Annotated in this window: 19 protein-coding genes; 12 read left to right on the top strand and 7 right to left on the bottom strand. The window is 73.1% G+C overall.

What is annotated here, in order from left to right; translation table 11 throughout:
* Nucleotides 1-87: 87 nt before the first annotated feature.
* From msrB to ABT014_RS17065, 4 genes are all read right to left on the bottom strand, one after another.
* The gene (gene msrB / locus ABT014_RS17080; RefSeq protein ID WP_350639565.1) at nt 88-504 is read right to left on the bottom strand and encodes a peptide-methionine (R)-S-oxide reductase MsrB; all 417 of its coding nucleotides are present in this window, start codon (nt 502-504) and stop codon (nt 88-90) included.
* A 25-nt stretch (nt 505-529) separates the two neighbouring features.
* On the bottom strand, nt 530-1933 hold the full coding sequence (gene murC / locus ABT014_RS17075; protein ID WP_350639564.1) for a UDP-N-acetylmuramate--L-alanine ligase: 1404 nt from the start codon (nt 1931-1933) through the stop codon (nt 530-532).
* Nucleotides 1934-2040: 107 nt separating this feature from the next.
* Nucleotides 2041-2499: an indole-3-glycerol phosphate synthase gene (locus ABT014_RS17070; protein ID WP_350639563.1), complete on the bottom strand. Its 459-nt coding sequence runs from the start codon at nt 2497-2499 to the stop codon at nt 2041-2043.
* Between the two features lie 111 nt (nt 2500-2610).
* Nucleotides 2611-3393 (bottom strand): pyrimidine reductase family protein, encoded by a 783-nt coding sequence (locus ABT014_RS17065; RefSeq protein WP_350639562.1) that lies wholly within the window; start codon nt 3391-3393, stop codon nt 2611-2613.
* A 99-nt stretch (nt 3394-3492) separates the two neighbouring features.
* On the opposite strand from ABT014_RS17065, the gene zapE reads away from it, so the two are divergent.
* Both zapE and ABT014_RS17055 read left to right on the top strand, forming a co-directional pair.
* Complete coding sequence (zapE, locus tag ABT014_RS17060; protein WP_502895002.1) at nt 3493-4527, top strand: cell division protein ZapE; 1035 nt, start codon at nt 3493-3495, stop codon at nt 4525-4527.
* 137 nt (nt 4528-4664) lie between these two features.
* Complete coding sequence (locus ABT014_RS17055; RefSeq protein WP_350639560.1) at nt 4665-4931, top strand: co-chaperone GroES; 267 nt, start codon at nt 4665-4667, stop codon at nt 4929-4931.
* An 89-nt stretch (nt 4932-5020) separates the two neighbouring features.
* Here the strand turns inward: ABT014_RS17055 and ABT014_RS17050 are convergent, their stop codons facing one another.
* Complete coding sequence (locus ABT014_RS17050) at nt 5021-5677, bottom strand: lysophospholipid acyltransferase family protein (protein WP_350639559.1); 657 nt, start codon at nt 5675-5677, stop codon at nt 5021-5023.
* Nucleotides 5678-5822: 145 nt separating this feature from the next.
* Here ABT014_RS17050 and uvrB point away from each other — a divergent pair, with 145 nt between their 5' ends.
* The 5 genes from uvrB (at nt 5823) to ABT014_RS17025 (ending at nt 13233) form a co-directional block, all read left to right on the top strand.
* Nucleotides 5823-7913 carry an excinuclease ABC subunit UvrB gene (uvrB, locus tag ABT014_RS17045; RefSeq protein ID WP_350639558.1) on the top strand — a complete coding sequence of 697 codons (2091 nt, stop codon included), beginning with the start codon at nt 5823-5825 and terminating at the stop codon, nt 7911-7913.
* A 168-nt stretch (nt 7914-8081) separates the two neighbouring features.
* On the top strand, nt 8082-8660 hold the full coding sequence (locus tag ABT014_RS17040; RefSeq protein ID WP_350639557.1) for a TerD family protein: 579 nt from the start codon (nt 8082-8084) through the stop codon (nt 8658-8660).
* Nucleotides 8661-8730: 70 nt separating this feature from the next.
* The gene (locus ABT014_RS17035) at nt 8731-10512 is read left to right on the top strand and encodes a TerD family protein (protein WP_350639556.1); all 1782 of its coding nucleotides are present in this window, start codon (nt 8731-8733) and stop codon (nt 10510-10512) included.
* A gap of 244 nt (nt 10513-10756) precedes the next feature.
* Nucleotides 10757-11737: a TerC family protein gene (locus ABT014_RS17030; RefSeq protein WP_350639555.1), complete on the top strand. Its 981-nt coding sequence runs from the start codon at nt 10757-10759 to the stop codon at nt 11735-11737.
* Nucleotides 11738-11889: 152 nt separating this feature from the next.
* Nucleotides 11890-13233, top strand: coding sequence for an acyltransferase family protein (locus ABT014_RS17025; RefSeq protein WP_350639554.1), 1344 nt, complete (start codon nt 11890-11892; stop codon nt 13231-13233).
* Nucleotides 13234-13291: 58 nt separating this feature from the next.
* Here ABT014_RS17025 and ABT014_RS17020 read toward each other — a convergent pair whose 3' ends face one another.
* Together ABT014_RS17020 and ABT014_RS17015 are read right to left on the bottom strand one after the other, a co-directional pair.
* Nucleotides 13292-13945 carry an MBL fold metallo-hydrolase gene (locus ABT014_RS17020; protein WP_350639553.1) on the bottom strand — a complete coding sequence of 218 codons (654 nt, stop codon included), beginning with the start codon at nt 13943-13945 and terminating at the stop codon, nt 13292-13294.
* Nucleotides 13946-14023: 78 nt separating this feature from the next.
* A complete protein-coding gene (locus ABT014_RS17015; protein WP_350639552.1) occupies nt 14024-14800 on the bottom strand; it encodes a maleylpyruvate isomerase family mycothiol-dependent enzyme in 777 nt (258 codons plus the stop codon).
* A gap of 299 nt (nt 14801-15099) precedes the next feature.
* On the opposite strand from ABT014_RS17015, the gene uvrA reads away from it, so the two are divergent.
* From uvrA to rapZ, 5 genes are all read left to right on the top strand, one after another.
* Nucleotides 15100-18066, top strand: coding sequence for an excinuclease ABC subunit UvrA (gene uvrA, locus ABT014_RS17010; RefSeq protein ID WP_350639551.1), 2967 nt, complete (start codon nt 15100-15102; stop codon nt 18064-18066).
* Nucleotides 18067-18181: 115 nt separating this feature from the next.
* Nucleotides 18182-18619, top strand: a complete 438-nt coding sequence (locus ABT014_RS17005) for a Rieske (2Fe-2S) protein (RefSeq protein ID WP_350639550.1) — start codon at nt 18182-18184, stop codon at nt 18617-18619.
* 247 nt (nt 18620-18866) lie between these two features.
* On the top strand, nt 18867-19868 hold the full coding sequence (locus tag ABT014_RS17000) for a winged helix-turn-helix domain-containing protein (protein ID WP_350639549.1): 1002 nt from the start codon (nt 18867-18869) through the stop codon (nt 19866-19868).
* A gap of 65 nt (nt 19869-19933) precedes the next feature.
* On the top strand, nt 19934-21976 hold the full coding sequence (gene uvrC, locus ABT014_RS16995) for an excinuclease ABC subunit UvrC (protein ID WP_350639548.1): 2043 nt from the start codon (nt 19934-19936) through the stop codon (nt 21974-21976).
* A 118-nt stretch (nt 21977-22094) separates the two neighbouring features.
* Nucleotides 22095-22979 carry an RNase adapter RapZ gene (gene rapZ, locus ABT014_RS16990; RefSeq protein ID WP_502894993.1) on the top strand — a complete coding sequence of 295 codons (885 nt, stop codon included), beginning with the start codon at nt 22095-22097 and terminating at the stop codon, nt 22977-22979.
* Nucleotides 22980-23019 lie beyond the last annotated feature (40 nt).

The following is a 23019-nucleotide window of genomic DNA, read 5'->3' as shown; positions in this document are numbered from 1 at the left end:
CGTGCCACCGTGCTCCTCCCGCCCCTGCCTGACCGATGATCAGTCTGGCACGGTCGGGGGAGCGCGGTGACGAGGGTGACCGGACGGTTACCCGGCGGATCCGTCCGCGGGACGCAGGGTGAGCGAGATGCTGTTGATGCAGTACCGCTGGTCGGTCGGCGTCCCGTAGCCCTCGCCCTCGAAGACGTGGCCGAGGTGGCCGCCGCAGTTGGCGCAGCGCACCTCCACCCGGCGCATGCCGAGCGTGCTGTCCTCGATGTACTCGACCCGGTCACCGGCGAGCGGGGCGTAGTAGGACGGCCAGCCGCAGTGGCTGTCGAACTTGGTCTCGCTGCTGAACAGCTCGCTCCCGCAGGCGCGGCAGGCGTACACCCCGACGGTCTTGGTGTCGGTGTACTCGCCGACGAACGGGCGCTCGGTGCCGGCCTCGCGGAGCACGTGGTACTCCTCGGGGGACAGCTGCTCGCGCCACTCGGCGTCGGTCTTCTGGATCTCGTAGCTCACGGCTGGCTCCCCGGCTCGGCTGGTGTCAGTCCCTCGCTGCAACGCCGCCGAGGGCCTCCAGAATTTCGGGGCCCAGGTTGGTGACGTCGCCGGCGCCCATGGTGAGCACCAGGTCGCCGGGCCGGGCCAGGCCGGCCACCAGGGCGGGGGCGGCCGCGAAGGCGTGCTCGGCGGTGACCTCGGCGCCCGCCCGGCGGGCGGCGTCGATGATCAGCTCGCTGGTCACCCCGGGGATCGGGTCCTCGCGGGCCGGGTAGATGTCGAGCACGACCGAGGCGTCGGCCAGTGCCAGTGCCTGCCCCATCTCCTCGGCCAGCTGCTGGGTCCGGCTGAACAGGTGCGGCTGGAAGACCACCAGCACCCGGCCGGTGGCGGCCTCGCGGATCGCCTCCAGGTCGGCGGCCATCTCGGTCGGGTGGTGCGCGTAGGAGTCGATCACCTGGACGCCGGCGGCCTCGCCCTTGAGCTGGAGGCGGCGGCGGACCCCGGTGTAGCTGCCGATCGCCTTGGCCAGGTCGGTGGCGGGCACCCCGAGCGCGACGCCGGCGGCCAGCGCCGAGGCCGCGTTGTGCGCGTAGTGCCGGCCGGGCACGGAGACCGTGAAGAGCAGCTCGGCGCCGTCCAGCTCGACGGTGACCTCGCTGGTCATCCCGCGCGCCACCACCGAGCGCACCCGCAGGTCGGCGTCGTCGGCGGCGCCGACGGTGACGATGTTCAGCTCCGGGCGGCCGGCCACCCGTGCGGTCAGCTCCCGGGCGCCCGGGTGGTCGGCGGAGACCACCAGCGTGCCGCCGGGCACGATCCGGCCGACGAAGGTCTCGAAGGACTCGTAGATCTCGTCCATCGAGGCGTAGTTGGCGTGGTGGTCGAGCTCCACGTTGAGCACGATCGCCACCTCGGGCGCGTACTTGTGGAAGCTGCGGTCGCTCTCGTCCGCCTCGGCGACGAAGATGTCGCCGGTGCCGTGGTGGGCGTTGGAGCCGGGGGCGTCGAGGTCGCCGCCGATCGCGTACGAGGGGTCCAGGCCCAGCTCGCCGAGGCTGACCGCGAGCATGCTGGTGGTGGTGGTCTTGCCGTGCGTGCCGGCCACCGCCAGCGCCCGGCGGCCGCCCATCAGCGCGGCCAGCGCGTCCGAGCGGTGCACCACCGGGATGCCGCGCTCGCGGGCGGCGGCCAGCTCCGGGTTGTCGGCGCGGATCGCGCTGGAGACCACGATGCTGCTGGTCCCGGCCGGCACGTTGGAGGCGGCGTGGCCGACGTGCACCTCGGCGCCGAGCGCGCGCAGTGCCAGCACCGTCTCGGACTCCTTGGAGTCGCTGCCGGACACCTTGGCGCCGCGCACCGCGAGGATCTTCGCCAGGCCGGACATGCCGGCGCCGCCGATGCCGATGAAGTGCGGGGCGTGCAGGTCGTGGGCGGCGTCGTTCAAGAGAGTGCTCCGTACTCGGGTGCGGCGGGAAGGCCGTGGCGGCCGGACGGCGAATCGTCCTCGCGGAGGTTCCGCAAGGACGATTCTGCACTACCGGCGGGTGGCCCCTAGGAGTCGCGGGCGAACAGCTTCAGCACCGGGACGCCCACCTTGTGGCGGGCCTGGGAGGCCCAGTCGCGGTGGAAGAACTCCTCCACGAAGTGCGGCGAGGTGAGGACCAGCACCTCGTCGGCGGCGTGCCGCTCGACCACCGAGCGCAGCTGCTCCAGCGGGTCCTGCTCGATCACCAGGCCGGTCGCCTCCGCCCCGGCCCGCCGCAGGTGGCGCAGGCTGTGCTCGAGCGATTCGCTCGCAAGAGTGGGGCTGTCGGCGTCGTCGTGCTCGTGCACCGCCTTGTCGAGATGGCCGAGGGCCACGTCGTCGAGCGCGCGCAGCAGCTCGTCCTGCCGTCCGCGCGGTTGCATCAGGACGACGAACGAGACCTTCTCCTCGCCGTGGAGCGTGGTGACCAGCTCCACGTCGGCGTCGGAGAGCGCCTTTTCGATCATCAGTACGGTCTTGAACACGTGAGTCCCTTCGCTGTCGCAGGCCCCCGGGTCCGGTGTCCCTTCTCATACTGCCCGGAGGAGGCTTTCCTCACGCTGCCCACGCGCCACATGGGCCACGGGAGTACGTGATCACCCGGTACCGGCCTCCGGGCCCGCCGCGCGCACGTAGCGGGTGAAGAGGAAACCCTCCTGCTCGATCAGCGAAGCCAGCCGCATCCGCTGCGCGGCCGGCAGTTCCGGGCCCGCCACGATCCGGGCCGCGTCACCGCCGGTCACCAGCGGCGCCAGCGACAGGCAGAGCTCGTCCAGCAGCCCGGCCGCCGCCAGCTGCCCCAGCAGCCGGGGCCCGCCCTCGGTCAGCTGCCTGGTCCAGCCCCGGTCGGCCAGCTCGGCGACCGCCGTCGGCAGGTCCACCGAGGTGGTGCCGGCCACCACCAGGTCGGCCACCCGGGCCAGCTCCCGGCGCGCCTCGGCGGGGGAGTCCTCGCAGGTCACCACAGTCGTGCGGACCAGCGGATCGGTGAACAGCGGGGCGGTCGGATCCAGCTCCAGGCCGCGCGAGACGATCGCGATGGCCGGAGCCGGCCGCTGGCCAGCAGCCTCCCGCGCCGCCGCGAACTCGGCCCGCGCCCGGGCCGGCCGGTACCCCTCCGCCCGGACCGTCTGCGCCCCCACCAGCACCACGTCGGCCAGCGCCCGGAGCACCCCGAAGATCCGCTTGTCGGCGGCGCCGGAGAGCCCCTCGGACAGCCCGTCGAGGCGGGCGGCGCCGTCCAGGCCCGAGACCATGTTGGCGCGCAGCCAGGACCGGCCCCGCCGGACCTGCTCCGGGTAGGCGTAGACCTCGGCCAGCGACTGGAGCGACCACGGATCGTCCACCGGCCCCGACAGGGGGTTGATCAGCTGCTGCATGCCCCAGAGTCTTCCACTCCCGCACCCGTGAGGGGCCCGGCAGGAGGGGCGTACCCTTTCCACGTGTCTGCTGCCCCTCACCCCGAGACCGCCGAAGCGATAGCCGCGCCCCGTCCGGCCGCGCTCGCCGACCGCCGCCCCGTCGTGTCCGCCGAACGCCTGGTGGCCGAGATGGTCCCGCCGCCGCGCTTCACCGGGGTCAGCTTCGGCAGCTACATCCCGGACCGCACCCAGCCCAGCCAGTACGAGGCCGTCCAGGTCCTCGAGCAGTTCGCCGCGGGCCTCAACGCCACCGCCGGGGGCGCTCCCCGGCGCAGCTGGTTCCGCCGCTCCGCCCCGGCCCCCGCCGGCCCGTCCGGGATCTACCTGGACGGCGGGTACGGCGTCGGCAAGACCCACCTGCTGGCCTCGCTCTGGCACGCCACCCCGGGCCCCAAGTCCTTCGGCACCTTCGTCGAGCTGACCAACCTGGTCGGCGCACTCGGCTTCCAGCAGGCCGTGCAGACCCTCTCCGGCCACCGCCTGCTGTGCATCGACGAGTTCGAGCTCGACGACCCGGGCGACACGGTGCTGGTCTCCACCCTGCTCGGCCGGCTGGTCGAGAACGGCGTCAAGCTCGCCGCCACCTCCAACACCCTGCCGGAGAAGCTCGGCGAGGGCCGGTTCGCGGCCACCGACTTCCTGCGCGAGATCCAGGGCCTGTCCGCGCACTTCCGCCCGCTGCGGATCGACGGCCAGGACTACCGGCACCGCGGGCTGCCCGAGGCCCCGCCGCCGTACACCGACGCCGAGGTGACCGAGCGGGCCGGTCGTGCCCCCGGCGCCGTGCTGGACGACTTCGACACGCTGCTGGAACACCTCAAGGAGGTCCACCCCAGCCGCTACGGCGCCCTGCTGGACGAGGTCGGCGCGGTCTTCCTGCGCGGCGTGCACCAGGTCGACGACCAGTCCACCGCGCTGCGCCTGGTCGTGCTGGCGGACCGGATGTACGACCGCGAGCTGCCGATCACGGCCTCCGGCGTCCCGTTCGACCAGGTGTTCCCCGAGGAGCTGCTGCGCGGCGGCTACCGGAAGAAGTACCTGCGGGCCATCTCCCGCCTGGTCGCCCTGGCCCGGGACAGCGCGAAGGCCTGACGCGCGGGCCCGATCCGGCGCGGAAGGCGTCGCGGAAGGCGCCGCGTCCTACCGGGCGCCGGGCCCCGGCCCCGGCAGAATCGGCATGCGGGGCCGCCCGACGGCGGCCGCGGTCGCCGACCCGAGAGGACCTCGCCATGCCCGACTTCCAGCCGAAGCAGGACCGCCTGATCGTCAAGCCGCTCGGGGGAGCCGCCCGGGACGACGCCGACACCCGCCGGGGCGAGGTGATGGCGGTGGGCGCCGGCCGGTCGCTGGAGAGCGGCAAGCTGCACCCGCTGGACGTCAAGGTGGGCCAGGTGATCCTGTTCACCGCCTTCGCCGGGTCCGAGATCGAGGTGGACGGCGAGAGCTACGTGGAGATCCCCGAGGAGGAGGTCCTGGCGCTGGCCGCCGAGGACTGAGCCCGCCCGCTGCCCGCCGCCGGCCTCCGCCGCTCGGCGCCGGCCTTCCCTGCCGCCGGCCCCGCCGCCCGTGCGGTGCCCGCTGCCGGTCAGCCGGCCGGCAGCAGCCCGGCCCGCTGCGCCGCCGTCCGCCAGGCGGCCGACACCGCCGCGTGCGCCTGCGCGGTGGCCGCCCCGGTGTCCCCCGCCAGCCGGACCGGGGTGCCCACGTGCACGTGCAGGGTGGGCCGGCGCAGCGGTGCGGTGGCCAGCCCGGCCAGCTGCTTGGCGGTCGAGCCCGAGCTGATCCGCCGGGAGCCCGCCTGCCCGACCGGGACCACCGGGGCGCCGGTGGCCTCCGCCAGCCGGGCCAGACCGGTGCGGAACGGGCCGGGCGCGCTCTCCCCGGCGTCCACCCGGCGCGGCAGCCGGCCCTCCGGGTAGATCACCACCACCCGGCCGGCGGCGAGCGCCTCGGCGGCCGCCGCCAGCGACTCGGCCGCCCGCTCGCTGCCCCGGTGCACCGGGATGTGGCCGCCGCGCACCAGCGCCCCGGCGAGCACCGGGATCCGCCACAGTCCGGCGGTCGCCAGCACCACCGGCCGCACCCCGAGCCGCCCGACCGCGGCCAGCACCACCCCGGGGTCGACCAGCGCGGAGTGGTTGGCCGCCACGATGCTGCCCGGCGCGATGGCGGCGCCCTCCTCGGCGCTGATCCGCAGCCGGCCGAGGGCCGGGACGACGGTGCGGGCGACGGTGCTGAGCATGGCTGGTCCTCGGGTCGGCGGGGCGTCGGCCCCCAGTGTCCCGCCCGCCCCCGGCCGCCCGCCTGAGCCCCCGTACTCAGCCGGTGCCGGCCGGCCCCGCCGGATCCCGACCCGGATTGTCGGTGGCTGGCCGTACGGTGGATCCGTGCGACCCATCACGAGTATCGAGCGGTCCGTGACGCCTTTCGAGGTCGTCAGTCCCTACCAGCCCAACGGCGACCAGCCGGCGGCCATCGCCGCGCTGGAGCGCCGGATCCGCGCGGGCGAGAAGGACGTCGTCCTGCTGGGTGCCACCGGCACCGGCAAGTCGGCGACCACCGCCTGGATGATCGAGAAGCTCCAGCGGCCCACCCTGGTGATGGCGCCGAACAAGACCCTGGCCGCCCAGCTGGCCAACGAGTTCCGCGAGCTGCTGCCGAACAACGCGGTCGAGTACTTCGTCTCGTACTACGACTACTACCAGCCCGAGGCCTACGTCCCGCAGACGGACACCTACATCGAGAAGGACTCCTCGATCAACGAGGAGGTCGAGCGGCTGCGCCACTCGGCGACCAACTCGCTGCTCACCCGCCGCGACGTGGTGGTGGTCGCCTCGGTCTCGTGCATCTACGGCCTGGGCACCCCGCAGGAGTACGTGGACCGGATGGTCCGGCTCAAGGTCGGCGAGGAGGTCGACCGGGACGCGCTGCTGCGCCGCTTCGTCGACATCCAGTACACCCGCAACGACCTGGCCTTCACCCGCGGCACCTTCCGGGTCCGCGGCGACACCATCGAGATCTTCCCGGTCTACGAGGAGCTCGCGGTCCGGATCGAGATGTTCGGCGACGAGATCGAGGCGCTCTACACCCTGCACCCGCTGACCGGCGAGATCATCAGCCAGGACGAGTCGATCTACGTCTTCCCCGCCTCGCACTACGTCGCCGGCCCCGAGCGGATGGCGCGCGCGGTCAACGACATCGAGAAGGAGCTGGAGGACACGCTCGCCCGGATGGAGAAGCAGGGCAAGCTGCTGGAGGCCCAGCGGCTGCGGATGCGGACCACCTACGACATCGAGATGCTGCGCCAGATCGGCACCTGCTCCGGCGTGGAGAACTACTCGATGCACTTCGACGGCCGCGAGCCCGGCTCCCCGCCGAACACGCTGCTGGACTACTTCCCGGAGGACTTCCTCCTGGTGATCGACGAGTCGCACGTCACCGTCCCGCAGATCGGCGCGATGTACGAGGGCGACGCCTCCCGCAAGCGCACCCTGGTCGAGCACGGCTTCCGGCTGCCCTCCGCGATGGACAACCGTCCGCTGAAGTGGGAGGAGTTCCTGGGGCGGATCGGGCAGACGGTCTACCTGTCGGCCACCCCCGGCAAGTACGAACTCGCCCGCGCCGACGGCGTGGTCGACCAGATCATCCGGCCGACCGGCCTGATCGATCCCGAGGTGATCGTCAAGCCGACCGAGGGCCAGATCGACGACCTGGTGCACGAGATCCGCAAGCGGGTCGAGAAGGACGAGCGGGTCCTGGTCACCACCCTCACCAAGAAGATGTCCGAGGACCTCACCGACTACCTGCTCGGCCTCGACATCAGGGTCCGCTACCTGCACAGCGACATCGACACCCTGCGCCGGGTCGAGCTGCTGCGCGAGCTGCGGGCGGGCGAGTACGACGTGCTGGTCGGCATCAACCTGCTCCGCGAGGGCCTCGACCTCCCCGAGGTCTCCCTGGTGGCGATCCTGGACGCGGACAAGGAGGGCTTCCTGCGCTCCGGCACCTCGCTGATCCAGACCATCGGCCGCGCGGCCCGCAACGTCTCCGGCCAGGTCCACATGTACGCCGACAGGATCACCCCGGCGATGGAGCTGGCGATCTCCGAGACCAACCGGCGCCGCGAGGTCCAGCAGGCGTACAACACGGCCAACGGCATCGACCCGCAGCCGCTGCGCAAGAAGATCGGCGACATCCTCGCCACCATGTCCCGGGAGGACGTGGACACCGAGGAGCTGCTCGCCACCGGCTACCGGGGGCAGGGCAAGGGCAAGGCCCCGGTGCCGTCGCTGGGCGCCGGCCGCAAGCCGTCCAAGAGCCTGCCGGCGACCGAACTGGCGGAGCTGATCCAGGAGATGACCGACCGGATGCACACCGCGGCGGCGGAGCTCCAGTTCGAGGTCGCGGCCCGGCTGCGGGACGAGATCCGCGAGCTGAAGAAGGAGCTCCGGCAGATGCGCGAGGCCGGGATGGCCTGATCGGCCCGGCCGGCCGCGGGAGTTTGTCCCAGCGGTGCCACAAACCCCGGCACCGGCGGGGACGACCGTCCGTCAGGCCGTTAGGGTAGCCGCGGGGAGCTCTGCGCCCCACCCGAACGGGCCTCGACCGGATCACGGTGCCGAGGCCACCCGAGAGAGGACAGCACCGTGTCGGTGAACCTGGCAAAGGGCCAGAGCGTCAGCCTCCAGAAGTCCACCGGTGAGTCGCTGACCGTCGTGCGGATGGGCCTCGGCTGGAAGGCCGCCGCCCGGCGCGGTCTGTTCGGCCGCCGCACCAAGGAGGTCGACCTCGACGCCTCCGCCCTGCTCTACGCCGAGAAGACGCCCTCCGACGTGGTGTTCTTCCAGCACCTGGTGAGCAACGACGGCTCGGTGCGGCACACCGGGGACAACGTGGTCGGCGGGGTCGGCGCCGGTGGTGACGACGAGTCGATCCTGGTCGACCTGGCCCGGGTGCCGGTCCACATCACGCAGATCGTCTTCACCGTCAGCTCCTACACCGGGCAGACCTTCCAGGAGGTCGAGAACGCGCACTGCCGCCTGGTCGACGAGACCACCGGCAAGGAGCTGGCCCGCTACGAGCTGGCCGGCGGCGGCGCGCACACCGGCCAGATCATGGCCAAGGTGGTCCGCGAGGGCAACGGCTGGCAGATGACGGCCATCGGCGCCCCCGCCAAGGCCCGGACCTTCCAGGACATGCTCCCCGACATCGCGCCCTTCCTCTGATCAGGACGGCCGGCCCCGCGCGGGCCGGCCGGACGGGCGGGGAGTCGACAGCGGGGAGAGGAACAGCACCATGGCCGCCGAGCTGGTGCGGGGGCAGAACCTCCCGCTGCCGCACACCGGGCTGAGCATCCGGATCACCGCGGCCGGCGGGCCGGCCGCGGTGGTGCTGCTCGCGGACGCCGACGGCCGGGTCACCGGCCCGGACCGGATCGCCCGTCCGGGCGGCCCCGGGCTGCCCGGCGTCCGGCCGGCCACCGCCCCCGCCGACCGGCAGGAGGTCTCGGTCGAGCTGGACGCGCTGCCGGCCGGCGTCGAACGGCTGTCGGTGGCGCTGGTCCTGCCGCCCGGCGGCCCGGCCTTCGGCGCCCTCACCGCCCCGGTCGCGGCCGTGGCGGGGCCCGGCGGCACGGAGTTCGCCGCCTTCACCGTCGCCGGCCTCGGCCCGGAGACCGCCGTGACGGTGCTGGAGCTGTACCTGAGGGGCGGGATCTGGAAGCTCCGCGCGGTCGGCCAGGGGTACGCCGGCGGCGCCGAGGCGCTGCTGCGCGACCACGGCGTGCCGGACGCCGCCGCGCAGGCGGCCGCGCTGGCCCCGGCGGCGGCCGAACCCGCGCCCACGACCCGGGCCGCCGGCGGCCCGCTGAACATCGCGCACCCGCGCCGGCCCGCCCCGGGCAGCACGCCACCACCGCTGTCCGTGCCGCCGTCCCCGCCGACCGGCCCCGAGGCGCCGGTGGCCGGTGACGCCCCCGGCCGGACCATGGACGAGCGGCTCTACAACCAGGTCTGGGGCATCTTCGAGGACGCCGCCCGGTCCGCCGCCGCCTACCGCTCCGCCGTCGCCTACGCGGACCGGCGCCAGGACCAGGAGATCGAGGCGCTGCTCGCCGACCCGCGCAGCCGGTTCGGCGCCGACGCCGAGCTCGGCCGGATGCGGGTCCGGGCCCGCCGCGACGACCTGGAGTCCCGGGCCCGGGAGGTGCTCGAGCGCGACGCCGCGCAGCTGCTGGCCGAGCTGGCGGTGGTCGAGGCGGCCGTGCCCGCCCCGATGGCGGGCTGGGAGGCTCCCGCCTGGGCCGACTGGCGCCCGCCGGCCGAGCCGCCGTACGGCGTGCGGATCGGCGATCTGCACCTGCCGGAGAACCCCGCGCTGAAGGTCCCGCTGCTGCTGCGCCTGCCGCTCTCCCGGGGGCTGTGGGTGGACTGCGGGGCGGCGTCCGACTCCACCGGCGGGCCGGTCGACCGGGCCGAGGCGGTGGCCGCCGCGGGCACGCTGGCCGTGGCCACCGCCGCTCGGCTGCTGGCCTGCCACCCGCCGGGCGGCCTGCTGCTGCACGTGATCGACCCGGCCGGCGCGGCCGGGGCCGCGCTCGCCCCGCTGGCGATGGCCGGGCTGCTGGCGCAGCCGCCCGCCACCACCGCGGCCGGGATCGCCGGGCTGCTGGACTCGCTGGTCGAGCGGGTCGACCTGATCCAGATGGCCCGCGGGGCGGGAGCCGCCGAGGAGCTCGGGTCGCAGGCGGACCTGGCCCGGCTGCTGCTGGTGCACGACTTCCCGCACGGCTTCGACGACGGCACCGTCGCCAAGCTCCGCTTCCTCTCCGAGGAGGGCCCGGAGGCCGGCGTCCACCTGCTGATGGTGGCGGACCGGGCCCAGGCCCGCGCCTACGGTCCGGTGCTCGACCGGTTCTGGCGCGGCCTCACCCGGATGGCTCCGGTCCCGCAGGAGTACCTCGCCGACCCGTGGGTCGAGCACCTGTGGACGTACACCCCGGCGGTGCCGGCGCCCGACAGCCTTGCGCTGCCCGCCCTGCTGGAGCGGGTCGCGCTGGCGCGACGGGCGGCCCGCTGAGGGCGGGTTCCGGCCACCCTTTTACCTTTCGGGGAGATCTCTTTACCTTCTCTTGGGATTCTTTGGTACGGTGGACCGAAGCGGAGGGGAGTACTCCCGTCGCAGTGCGTCCGTCATCACGGCCCCCGGTCCATCCGGGCGGCCCGGGCCACTGGGTCCGCGCGGCCCGTTCGGCGGGCGCGGCGGGCGGAGGAGACCTCCGGCAGACGACGTGTGTCCCGCCGACCTGCCGGAGGAGCAGCAAGTGGACGTTTCCGTAGCATTGTGGGCCGGCACGATCGGGGTCCTGGTGGCCCTGATCGTGGCCGATTTCTTCATCGGCGGCCGCAAGCCGCACGAGGTGTCGATCAAGGAAGCCGGCATCTGGACGGCGGTGTGGGTCGCCCTCGCCGTCGCGTTCGGCGGCTTCCTGTGGTGGTACGGCGGCTCGAAGCCGGCCGGCGAGTTCTTCGCGGGCTACATCACCGAGAAGTCGCTCAGTGTCGACAACCTCTTCGTGTTCATCCTGATCATGAGCAAGTTCGCGGTCCCGCGGATCTACCAGCAGCGGGTGCTGATGGTCGGCGTGATCATCGCGCTGGTGCTCCGGGCGGTCTTCATCGCCGGCGGCGCCGCGCTGGTGACCACCTTCTCCTGGGTGTTCTACATCTTCGGCGCCTTCCTGATCTGGACGGCCTGGAAGCTGATCCAGGACGCCCGGGCCGGCGACGAGGACGAGGAGTTCGAGGAGAACCGCCTGCTCAAGTCCATCGAGCGGCACTTCCCGTCGACCGACAAGTACCACGGCACCAAGCTCTTCATCCGGGAGAACGGCCGCCGGCTGATGACGCCGATGCTGATCGTGATGCTCGCGATCGGCACCACCGACGTCCTGTTCGCGCTGGACTCGATCCCGGCGATCTTCGGCCTGACCCAGGACCCGTACATCGTGTTCACCGCCAACGCCTTCGCGCTGATGGGCCTGCGGCAGCTGTACTTCCTGATCGGCGGCCTGCTGAAGAAGCTGATCTACCTGTCGTACGGCCTGTCGGTGATCCTCGGCTTCATCGGGGTGAAGCTGGTGCTGCACGCGCTGCACGAGAGCGGCGTGCACGTGCCGGAGATCGGCATCCCGCTCTCGCTGGGCTTCATCGTGGTGGTGCTCGCGGTGACCACGGTGGCCAGCCTGATCGCCTCCAGGAAGCAGCTGGAGCGCGAGCAGGAGCAGGAGAAGCTCGACGCCTGACGGCCCGACCGTCCGCAGCACGGGGCCCGCGACCGGTTCGTCCGGTCGCGGGCCCCGCCGCGCACCCGGGCGCCTCCGGTCCCGGCCCGCGGTGCCCTGCCACGGGGGTGGGCGGCGGCGGGGCCCGGCGGGCCCTGCGCTAGCCTCCTCGGATGTCCCTCACGATTCAGGAACCGGCCCGGGAGGCAGCGCCGCCCGCCGCCCCGGCGGCGGCAGGGCCCGCCAAGCCGAGGCTCGGCTGGCTCGACGCGCTGCGCGGCTTCGCGGCCCTGTCCATCATGGTCGGCCACTTCGTCCAGGCCGTGATGCCCGAGGTGTTCGCCCGCACCGCCGGCAAGTTCGACATCGGTACCTACGCCGTCTTCCTGTTCTTCCTGGTCAGCGGATACATCGTGCCGGCCTCGCTGGAACGCCGGGGCAGCGTCCGGGGCTTCTGGGTCAGCCGGCTCTTCCGGATCTATCCGCTCTGCCTGTTCGTGGTGGCCGTCGGCGCCGTCGCCTGGAAGTTCGACGCCTACACCCAGGCGCTGACCCCGCTCAGCTGGTTCACCATGGAGCACCCGGCGATCGCGGCGCTCGGCAACGCGACCATGCTGCACGACTTCGTCGGGGTCGGCGGCACCGTCTTCGTGATGTGGACGCTCTCCTACGAGATGGCCTTCTACCTCCTGGTGGCGGCCCTGTTCGTGCTCAACGTGCACCGGCGCAGCGCCGAGATCTCCACCGCCTTCGCGGTGGTCGCGGTGGCCGCCGTCGGAGCCTTCCCGCTGATCACGATCGCCCACGACCAGAGCGGGCTGCGCCGGGCGGTGGTCGGGGTGGCCGTGGTGATGGCCCTGGGGCTGTTCGGTGTGATGAGCCGCCGGCGCGGTGTGGCGGTGGCCGGGGCCCTGGTACTGGGGTCGCTGGCGCTCGGCCTGCTCTCGCTGAACACCCGCCTGCCCGGCTGGTTCAGCATGACCATCCTCGCCACCATGTTCGCCGGCACCGCGATCTACCGCGCCGAGCAGGGACAGGTCCGGCGCCTGGTGTGCATCGCGGCGGGTGTCGTGACGGTGCCGCTGATCCTCCTGGTCGGCGGACGCTACGGCGAGAACGGCCAGGTCGCCCCGCACTTCCAGTGGCACTGGGTGACGACCATGGTGGCCACCTGGGCGACCTTCGCGCTGGGCATGGCGGTGCGACGCTTCCGGATGCCGCGGGTGCTGACCTGGCTCGGTTCGGTCAGCTACTCCGTCTACCTGGTGCACGCCGTGCTGCTCAGCGTCATGCTCTGGCTGATCAGCCCCAACGCGGTGACCTCGCTGTCGCTGGGCAGCCGGGCCGTGATGGGCGTCGGCTTCTGCGCGGTCGTCCTGGTGATCAGCCACCTCACCTTCCACCTGATCGAGCTGCCCGCGCAGCGGCTCGGCCAGCGGGTGACGAAGGCCTTCGACCGCCCGTCCGCGCGGGTGGCGCCGGCGGAGGCGGGTGCCCCCGCGGCGGGCCGGGGATAGCGGCCGCCAGGACCCGGTGGGGCCGGTGCGCGCGTCATGCGGGCACCGGCCCCGGTCGTCACCAGCCCCGCTCGCGCCACTCGGCGAGGTGCGGGCGCTCGGCGCCCAGGGTGGTGTCGGCGCCGTGGCCGGGGTACACCCAGGCCTCGTCCGGGAGCACGTCGAAGATCTTCTCGTTGACGTCGCGGAACAGGGTGGCGAACGCCTGCGGGTCCTTCCAGGTGTTGCCGACGCCGCCGGGGAAGAGGCAGTCCCCGGTGAAGACGTGCGGGTGCCCCTGCGGATCGTCGTAGACCAGCACGATCGCGCCGGGGGTGTGCCCGACCAGGTGCCGCACCGTGAGCTCGATCCGGCCGAAGCCGAGCACCTGGCCGTCCTCCAGCGGCAGGTCGGTCGGCACCTCGATGCCCTCGGCGTCGATCCGGCCGGCCGCCGTCCGGGCGCCGGTGGCGGCGACCACCTCGGCCAGCGCCGCCCAGTGGTCGTGGTGCCGGTGGGTGGTGACCACGGTGTCCAGGCGCTCGCCCACGGTCTCCAGCAGCACCGGGGCGTCGGCCGCCGCGTCGATCAGCAACTGGGTGTCGGTGGCCCGGCAGCGCAGCAGGTACGCGTTGTTGTCGTACGGGCCGACCGCCACCTTGGTGATGATGAGATGGGCCAGTTCCCGCACGTCCGGCGGACCGCCGACCTTGACCGCTCCGTGGTACGTCATCGTGCCGCTCCTCGTCTCCGATAACCGCTCGTCCGGGCCGTGCCCGTCCGATTGTCGATCACCCGCATGATGCCCCGCTCAGCCCATCGCCGGCAGTCGGGGCAGCGCGGCGCGCGGGTCGGTCAGCTGCTCGCCGCCGCGGTGGACCTGCAGGCCGTCGCCGTCGGAGCGGCCGGAGAGCCAGCCGGTGAGCGCCCGCACCGGGCCCTCGACGGTCAGCTCCGGCCCGCCGCCGGCCGGCCCGAGGTGCTCGCGCAGCTCGACGTCCTCGGCGACCAGCACGGCGGCCGGCACGCCCTCGGCGGTGCGGAACAGCTCGGCCAGCCGCGGGAACTCGGCCGCGGCGAACGGTTCCGGCCAGTGCGCAGGGGTGTGCCCGGCGGCCAGGTCGACGTGGTGGTACTCGACCTCGGCCAGGCGCTTGAACGGCAGCTGGTGGGCCGGGAAGAGGTAGCCGGCCCGGTGGCGCAGCTGCGCCTGCCAGGCCCCGTCGGGCAGGTCGGCGGCGGCCGCCAGGAACCGCTCGTGGCTGCGGCGCAGGTCCGCCAGCTGCTCCTCCAGCGGGCGGCCGGCGCCGTCCTGGATGCCCTGCTCGCGGGCCTCCGCGCTGGCGTACTGCGGGATGTCCACCCCGGTGCGGGCCGACTCCAGCAGGTTGACCAGCGAGTCGGCGTTGCGGGACAGGTGGGCCAGCACGTGGCCGCGGGTCCAGCCGGGCAGTGCGGAGGGTTCGAACAGGGCCGCCGGCTCCAGCCCGGCGACGGTGTGCAGGAGCAGCTCGGTGCTCTCCGCGACCCGGTGCAGGTCGTCGGCGGCGGCCCGGGCGGCGATCCGGTCGGCGGTCGTGTCGGTCATGGGGTACTGGCCTCCGAATTGGCGCGTTCGCGGCGTTGCCCGCACGGGCGGTCGGTCGTTGACGGGGGTGACGCTACTCCCGGAACCGCGGCCGAGCAGGGCCTTCGGGCAGGTCGGCGCTGTGGTGCGGAGGGCGACCATCACTCGTTCGGGTGGACCGGGCCGGACCGGCTCGATAATCGAACGCCTGAGCTAGTAGGCTGCCTGCGGCAAGCTGGAAGAAACAGCCCCTCTCGCACGTTGGACCCCCTCGGAGGGGATTCCAAGCCACCTCTCCCCGGAGAAAGGCGCCAGAAGCAGTGGCCGACCGCCTCATCGTCCGTGGTGCTCGCGAGCACAACCTCAAGAACGTCTCGCTCGACCTGCCCCGCGACTCCCTCATCGTCTTCACGGGCCTCTCCGGGTCCGGCAAGTCCTCGCTGGCCTTCGACACCATCTTCGCCGAGGGTCAGCGCCGCTACGTCGAGTCGCTGTCCTCGTACGCCCGGCAGTTCCTGGGGCAGATGGACAAGCCCGACGTGGACTTCATCGAGGGGCTGTCGCCGGCCGTCTCGATCGACCAGAAGTCCACCAGCCGCAACCCGCGCTCCACGGTCGGCACCATCACCGAGGTCTACGACTACCTGCGCCTGCTGTTCGCCCGGATCGGCAAGCCGCACTGTCCGCACTGCGGCCGCCCGATCGCCCGGCAGTCCCCGCAGGCCATCGTGGACCGGGTGCTGGAGCTCGCCGAGGGCACCCGCTTCCAGGTGCTCAGCCCGGTGGTCCGGGAGCGCAAGGGCGAGTTCGTCGACCTGTTCGCCGACCTCCAGTCCAAGGGCTACGCCCGGGCCCGGGTGGACGGCGCGACGGTCCAGCTGACCGAGCCGCCGACGCTCAAGAAGCAGGAGAAGCACACCATCGAGGTGGTCATCGACCGCCTCACCGTCAAGGAGAGCGCCAAGCGCCGGCTGACCGACTCGGTCGAGACGGCCCTCAAGCTCTCCGGCGGCATGGTGGTGCTCGACTTCGTCGACCTCCCGGAGGACGACCCGGAGCGCGAGCGGATGTTCTCCGAGCACCTGTACTGCCCGTACGACGACGTCTCCTTCGAGGAGCTGGAGCCGCGCTCGTTCTCCTTCAACTCGCCGTTCGGCGCCTGCCCGGAGTGCTCGGGCCTGGGCAACCGGATGGAGGTCGACCCGGAGCTGGTCGTCCCGGACGAGGAGAAGTCGCTCGAGGAGGGCGCGATCCACCCGTGGTCGCAGGGCCACACCAGGGAGTACTTCCAGCGGCTGGTCGACGCGCTCGCCGGCGAGCTGGGCTTCCGCACCGACCTGCCCTGGGCCGGGCTGCCCGCGCGCGCCCGCAAGGCGCTGCTGTACGGGCACAAGACCCAGGTCGAGGTCCGCTACCGCAACCGGTACGGGCGCGACCGCTCGTACACCACCTCGTTCGAGGGCGCGGTCCCGTTCGTCACCCGCCGCCACTCGGAGTCGGAGAGCGACTCCAGCCGCGAGCGCTTCGAGGGCTACATGCGCGAGGTGCCCTGTCCGGCCTGCTCGGGCACCCGGCTCAAGCCGGTGGTGCTGGCGGTCACGGTGCAGGACAGGTCGATCGCCGACGTCGCCGCGATGTCGATCAGCGACTGCGCCGAGTTCCTCGGCGCGATGCGGCTGACGGCCCGGGACAAGCAGATCGCCGAGCGGGTGCTCAAGGAGGTCAACGAGCGGCTGCGCTTCCTGGTCGACGTCGGCCTGGACTACCTCTCGCTCAACCGCGCCGCCGGCACCCTGTCCGGTGGCGAGGCCCAGCGGATCCGGCTCGCCACCCAGATCGGCTCCGGCCTGGTCGGCGTGCTCTACGTGCTGGACGAGCCCTCGATCGGGCTGCACCAGCGCGACAACCACCGGCTGATCGAGACCCTGGTCCGGCTGCGGGACATCGGCAACACCCTGATCGTGGTCGAGCACGACGAGGACACCATCAAGACGGCCGACTGGGTCGTCGACATCGGCCCCGGCGCCGGCGAGCACGGCGGCAAGGTCGTGCACTCCGGTTCGCTCAAGGAGCTGCTGAAGAACGAGGAGTCGCTCACCGGCCAGTACCTCGCCGGCAAGCGGGCGATCCCGATCCCGGCCGCCCGTCGCCCGCAGGACCCGAAGCGTCGGATCACCGTGCACGGCGCCCGCGAGCACAACCTCAAGGACGTCACGGTCGGCTTCCCGCTCGGCACCTTCACCGCCGTCACCGGCGTCTCCGGCTCCGGCAAGTCGACGCTGGTCAACGACATCCTCTACACCCACCTGGCGCGCGAGCTGAACGGCGCGCGCAGCGTCCCCGGCCGGCACACCCGGATCACCGGCACCGACCTGGTGGACAAGGTGGTGCACGTGGACCAGTCGCCGATCGGCCGCACCCCGCGCTCCAACCCGGCCACCTACACCGGCGTCTTCGACCACGTCCGGCGGCTGTTCGCGGAGACCCAGGAGGCCAAGGTCCGCGGCTACCTGCCGGGCCGGTTCTCCTTCAACGTCAAGGGCGGCCGCTGCGAGAACTGCTCCGGCGACGGCACCATCAAGATCGAGATGAACTTCCTGCCGGACGTCTACGTCCCGTGCGAGGTGTGCCACGGCGCCCGGTACAACCGGGAGACGCTGGAGGTGCACTACAAGGGCAAGTCCATCGCCGAGGTGCTGGACATGCCGATCGAGGAGGCGGTCACCTTCTTCGAGGCCGTCCCGGCGATCGCCCGCCACCTGCGCACGCTGCACGACGTCGGCCTCGGCTACGTCCGGCTCGGCCAGTCCGCGCCGACCCTCTCCGGCGGCGAGGCGCAGCGCGTCAAGCTCGCCTCCGAGCTGCAGAAGCGCTCCACCGGTCGGACGGTCTACGTGCTGGACGAGCCGACCACCGGTCTGCACTTCGAGGACATCAGCAAGCTGATCCGGGTACTCGACGGGCTGGTCGACAAGGGCAACACCGTGATCGTCATCGAGCACAACCTCGACGTGATCAAGACCGCGGACTGGGTGGTCGACATGGGCCCCGAGGGCGGCAGCGGCGGTGGCGGCGTGGTGTGCGAGGGCACGCCCGAGGAGGTCGCGGCCGTGCCCGCCAGCCACACCGGCAAGTTCCTCCGCGACATCCTGGGCGACCTGCCGGTGCCGGGCACCCCGGCCAAGGCGAAGGCACCGGCCAGGTCCGGTGCGAGGGCGGGCGCCAAGGCCGCCCCGGCCAAGACGGCCGCCAAGCCGGTCCGCAAGCGCGCGGCGGCGAAGAAGTAGCCCGCGCCCTCCCGCGCCCTCCCGTCGGCCCGCCCCGCAGCACGCGGGGCGGGCCGCTCAGGTTCCGGGCATAGACTGCCGCCCGTTCCCGCCCGCGCCGACCCAGGAGCGCCCGATGACCGAGGCCCAGATCCCCGCCCCCTCCCGTCGCACCCTGCTCTGCTGCGCCGCCGCCCTCGCGGCCGGCGGCGGGGCCGTCGCGCTCACCGGCTGTTCCTCCTCCTCGTCCTCGGACGGCGCCAAGGGCGGCTCGGCCACCCCGGTCGACCTGGGCGCCGCGACCGAGGTCCCGGTCGGCGGGGGCAAGGTCTACCGCGAGCAGAAGATCGTGGTCACCCAGCCCGAGGCCGGCCAGTACAAGGCCTTCAGCGCCAAGTGCACCCACGCGGGCTGCGTGGTGGACCAGGTCAAGGGCGGCCAGATCCTCTGCCCGTGCCACGGCAGCAAGTTCGCGATCGCCGACGGCGCCGTGGCGGACGGCCCGGCCCCCACCCCGCTGCCCGCGTACGCCGTCACCGTGCAGGACGGCAAGCTCCAGGTCACCCCCGCCTGACCGGCCCGCACCCGGCCCGTACCGCACCCGGCCCGCAGCACGGCGGCCCCGGTGCCCGCACCCCCGTGGCGGGCACCGGAGCCGGCCCGTCGTCCGGCGTCGACGTGGCTCAAGTCTGCGGGTGCCGGGGCCGTGCGCCCACGCCTTTCGGCCGTGCCTTAAAGGCGCAGCTGGACGGTGTCCGGGGAGCCGGGGACAATGGCCCCGGCGCTCGGCCCGGCGCGGGCCGCCTGGGGAGGGGCGAGAGTTGTTACGGATCCACCTGACCTCCGACGACCTGGTCCGGATCAGGTTCGCACCCACCGCCGGCCCGCTCGCCGAGACCTTCAACAGCCTCCACCTGCTGGCCGGGTACGGTTCGGCGCTGCCGTTCCGGCCCTGGCGCCGGCTGGTCCCGCCCCGGCTGAGCGAGGCGGCCCGCCCGCTGTGGTCGCTGGTCGGCCCCGGCCCCTGGCTGGACGTCACCGCGCTGGCCGGCACCGAGCCGTCCGCGCCGGCCGGGCTGGAGACGCTGCTCGGCGCCCCGGACGAGCTGGTGCGCCAGGAGCTGTCGCACATCACCGCGCCGCGCGCCGACCCGCGCTGGCTGGCCGAGCTGAGCGGCGGCGCCCTGCCCGCCCGCCGACTGCTCGCGGACAGCCTGCAGGCCTGCTACCAGGAGCTGATCGGCCCGCACTGGGGCCGGATGCGCGCCCACCTCGACGCCGTCCGGGCGGACTGGGCCCGCACCCTGATGGACAGCGGCATCGAACGGCTGCTGGAGACCCTCTGCCCCGAGGTGGTGCGCTGGCGGGCACCGGTCCTGGAGGTCCGCTGCGGCCTGGAGCTGGACCACCGGCCGACCGGCCGCGGCCTGGTGATCGCCCCGATGGTCTTCCTGCCGGACGGCCCCGAGCTGCTGTACGACCTGACGGACGAGGCGGCGCCCGCCACCCTGCTGATCCCGACCCTGCGCGACCCGCTGGTGGGCGCCGGCCTGTGGTCGGCCGAGCCGGCCGGACCGGGTGCCCGTCCGCTGGCGGCGCTGCTCGGCCGCACCAGGGCCGCCGCGCTGGGCATCCTCGCCGAGGGCTGCTCCACCACCGAGCTGGCCCGCCGGCTCGCGGTCTCGCCCGCCTCCGCCAGCCAGCACACCGCCGTCCTGCGGGACGCCAACCTGATCACCACCCGGCGCCGCGGGGGCGCGGTGCTGCACACCCTGACCCCGCTCGGCACCGACCTGCTGCACCGCGGCGGCCCGCCGCACTGAGCCGGCAGCGGGGGAGAAGTGGATCAGGCCACGGACTGTCACCGCCAATCGGTAGGGTGAATCCCATGGCTGACCCGTCCACCTACCGTCCGGCACCCGGTGAGATCCCGGTCTCGCCCGGGGTCTACAAGTTCCGCGACGCGCACGGCCGGGTCATCTACGTCGGCAAGGCGAAGAGCCTGCGCCCGCGGCTGTCCTCGTACTTCCAGGACATCGCCAACCTGCACCCGCGGACGGCGACCATGGTCACCACCGCCGCCTCGGTGGAGTGGACGGTGGTGGGCACCGAGGTCGAGGCGCTCCAGCTGGAGTACTCCTGGATCAAGGAGTTCGACCCCCGGTTCAACGTGAAGTACCGCGACGACAAGAGCTACCCCGAGCTCGCGGTCACGCTGAACGAGGAGTTCCCCCGCGTGCAGGTGATGCGGGGGGCGCACAAGAAGGGCGTGCGCTACTTCGGCCCGTACGGCCACGCCTGGGCGATCCGCGAGACGGTGGACCTGCTGCTGCGGGTCTTCCCGGTCCGCACCTGCTCCAACGGCGTCTTCAAGCGCGCCCAGCAGGTCGGCCGCCCCTGCCTGCTCGGCTACATCGGCAAGTGCGCCGCCCCCTGCGTCGGCAAGGTCGACGCGGCCGAGCACCTGCAACTGGCCGAGGAGTTCTGCGAGTTCATGGCCGGCCGGACGGGCGGCTTCCTGCGCCGGCTGGAGCAGCAGATGCAGCAGGCCGCTGAGGAGATGGAGTACGAGCGGGCGGCCCGGCTGCGGGACGACATCGGTGCGCTCAAGCGCGCCATGGAGAAGAACGCGGTGGTCCTCGCCGACGGCACCGACGCCGACCTGCTCGCCCTCGCCGAGGACGAGTTGGAGGCGGCCGTGCAGATCTTCCACGTCCGCGGCGGCCGGGTCCGCGGCCAGCGCGGCTGGATCACCGACAAGGTCGAGGACGTCGACACCGCCGCCCTGGTCGAGCACGCCCTCCAGCAGCTGTACGGCGCCGGCACCGAGCCGGTGCCGCGCGAGGTGCTCGTCCCCGCGCTGCCCGAGCCGGCCGAGCCGGTCCGCGAGTGGCTGTGCGGCCTGCGCGGCGGCCCGGTGGACCTGCGGGTGCCCCAGCGCGGCGACAAGAAGGACCTGATGGTCACCGTCGGCCGCAACGCCCAGCAGGCGCTGGCGCTGCACAAGACCAAGCGCGCCGCCGACCTCACCACCCGCAGCCGCGCGCTCCAGGAGATCGCCGACGCGCTGGAGCTGGACTCCGTCCCGCTGCGGATCGAGTGCTTCGACATCTCGCACCTGCAGGGCGAGGACGTGGTCGCCTCGATGGTGGTCTTCGAGGACGGCCTGGCCCGCAAGAGCGAGTACCGGCGCTTCCAGATCAAGAGCTTCGCCGGGCAGGACGACGTCCGCTCGATGCACGAGGTGATCACCCGCCGGTTCCGCCGCTACCTCCAGGAGCGCGAGCAGACCGGCGAGTGGGCCGTCCCGGAGGAGGACGACGCCGGCCCGGCGGGCCAGGCCGAGGAGTCCGGCCGCCCGCGCCGCTTCGCCTACCCGCCGCAGCTGCTGGTGGTGGACGGCGGCCAGCCGCAGGTCGCCGCCGCCCGGCGGGCGCTGGACGAGCTGGGCATCGACGACGTCGCGCTCTGCGGCCTGGCCAAGCGCCTGGAGGAGGTCTGGCTGCCCGGCCAGGACGACCCGGTGGTGCTGCCGCGCAGCAGCGAGGGCCTGTACCTGCTCCAGCGGGTGCGCGACGAGGCGCACCGCTTCGCCATCCGCTACCAGCGCACCAAGCGTTCCAAGCGGCTCACGGCGGGGGAGCTGGACTCCGTCCCCGGGCTCGGCGAGACTCGCCGCCAGGCCCTGCTCAAGCACTTCGGTTCGCTGAAGCGGCTGCGTGCGGCCACCGTGGACGAACTGTGCGAGGTCCCGGGCATCGGCCGCCGCACGGCGGAGACTGTTGCGGCAGCGTTGTCCTCCCGTACACCCGCCTCATTCGCGGTGAACACCGCCACGGGCGAGATCATTGACGACGGCGTCGAACCCGCCGGCGGTCCGCGCACGACCGACGCCGACCGGCAGACGCCAGCACCCCAGGAGACGCCATGACGGCCGATGTCGCCCGTCAACACCGGGGCCCGGGCGCCGCCCGGCCGAGTGAGCCGGGGAAGCCCGGCGGCCCCGCGCGCGTTCTCCTCAGCAGAACCACCGAGAGCGGGGAACCGAAGTGACTGTGTCCAGTACGGGCGAGGCCGCACCGGAGCTGGTGATCATCTCCGGCATGTCCGGAGCCGGCCGGAGCACCGCCGCGAAGTGCCTGGAGGACCTGGGCTGGTTCGTGGTGGACAACCTTCCGCCGGCCCTCATCCCGACCATGGTCGACCTCGGCGCCAGGTCCCAGGGCGCGGTGCCCAGGATCGGCGCCGTCGTCGACGTCCGTGGCCGGACCTTCTTCGACGACCTGCTGACCTCCCTGGAGGAGCTGGAGAAGCGCGGCGTCCGGCTCCGGGTGGTCTTCCTGGAGTCCTCGGACGACGCCCTGGTGCGCCGCTTCGAGTCGGTCCGCCGCCCGCACCCGCTGCAGGCCGACGGCCGGATCGTGGACGGCATCGAGCGCGAGCGCGACCTGCTGCGCGAGCTGCGCGGCGAGGCCGACCTGGTGATCGACACCTCCAACCTCAACGTGCACCAGCTGCGCGCCAAGCTGGACGCCCAGTTCGCCGACCACGACGAGCCCGAGCTGCGGGCGACCGTGATGTCCTTCGGCTTCAAGTACGGCCTGCCGGTCGACGCCGACCTGGTGGTGGACTGCCGCTTCCTGCCCAACCCGCACTGGGTCCCCGAGCTGCGGGCCCGCACCGGCACCGACCCCGACGTGGCCGAGTACGTCTTCCAGCAGGTGGGCGCCCAGGAGTTCCTGGACGGCTACACCGACCTGCTGCGGGTCATCACCGAAGGCTATCGCCGCGAGGGAAAGCGCTACATGACTCTTGCCGTAGGCTGCACCGGTGGCAAGCACCGGAGCGTCGCCATGTCGGAGCGGCTGGCCAAGCGTCTGATCGCGGACGGGGTCGAAACGGTGCTGGTCCACCGTGACATGGGCAGGGAGTGACCGGCCGGGAGTGACACCAGCGCCCCGTCCGTCGCTCGGA

Origin of the sequence: Kitasatospora sp. NPDC094015, assembly GCF_040304075.1 — a bacterium.
Classification (GTDB): Bacteria; Actinomycetota; Actinomycetes; order Streptomycetales; family Streptomycetaceae; genus Kitasatospora.
This window is presented reverse-complemented; position numbering and strand designations above follow the sequence as displayed.

What these genes read in the sequence shown, in the direction of transcription:
- ABT014_RS17065 (WP_350639562.1), bottom strand. Translation starts at nt 3,393, where the DNA reads ATGCAGCAGCTGATCAACCCCCTGTCGGGGCCGGTGGACGATCCGTGG.
- ABT014_RS17055 (WP_350639560.1), top strand. Translation starts at nt 4,665, where the DNA reads ATGCCCGACTTCCAGCCGAAGCAGGACCGCCTGATCGTCAAGCCGCTC.
- ABT014_RS17050 (WP_350639559.1), bottom strand. Translation starts at nt 5,677, where the DNA reads ATGCTCAGCACCGTCGCCCGCACCGTCGTCCCGGCCCTCGGCCGGCTG.
- ABT014_RS17035 (WP_350639556.1), top strand. Translation starts at nt 8,731, where the DNA reads ATGGCCGCCGAGCTGGTGCGGGGGCAGAACCTCCCGCTGCCGCACACC.
- ABT014_RS17025 (WP_350639554.1), top strand. Translation starts at nt 11,890, where the DNA reads ATGTCCCTCACGATTCAGGAACCGGCCCGGGAGGCAGCGCCGCCCGCC.
- ABT014_RS17020 (WP_350639553.1), bottom strand. Translation starts at nt 13,945, where the DNA reads ATGACGTACCACGGAGCGGTCAAGGTCGGCGGTCCGCCGGACGTGCGG.
- ABT014_RS17015 (WP_350639552.1), bottom strand. Translation starts at nt 14,800, where the DNA reads ATGACCGACACGACCGCCGACCGGATCGCCGCCCGGGCCGCCGCCGAC.
- ABT014_RS17005 (WP_350639550.1), top strand. Translation starts at nt 18,182, where the DNA reads ATGACCGAGGCCCAGATCCCCGCCCCCTCCCGTCGCACCCTGCTCTGC.
- uvrC (WP_350639548.1), top strand. Translation starts at nt 19,934, where the DNA reads ATGGCTGACCCGTCCACCTACCGTCCGGCACCCGGTGAGATCCCGGTC.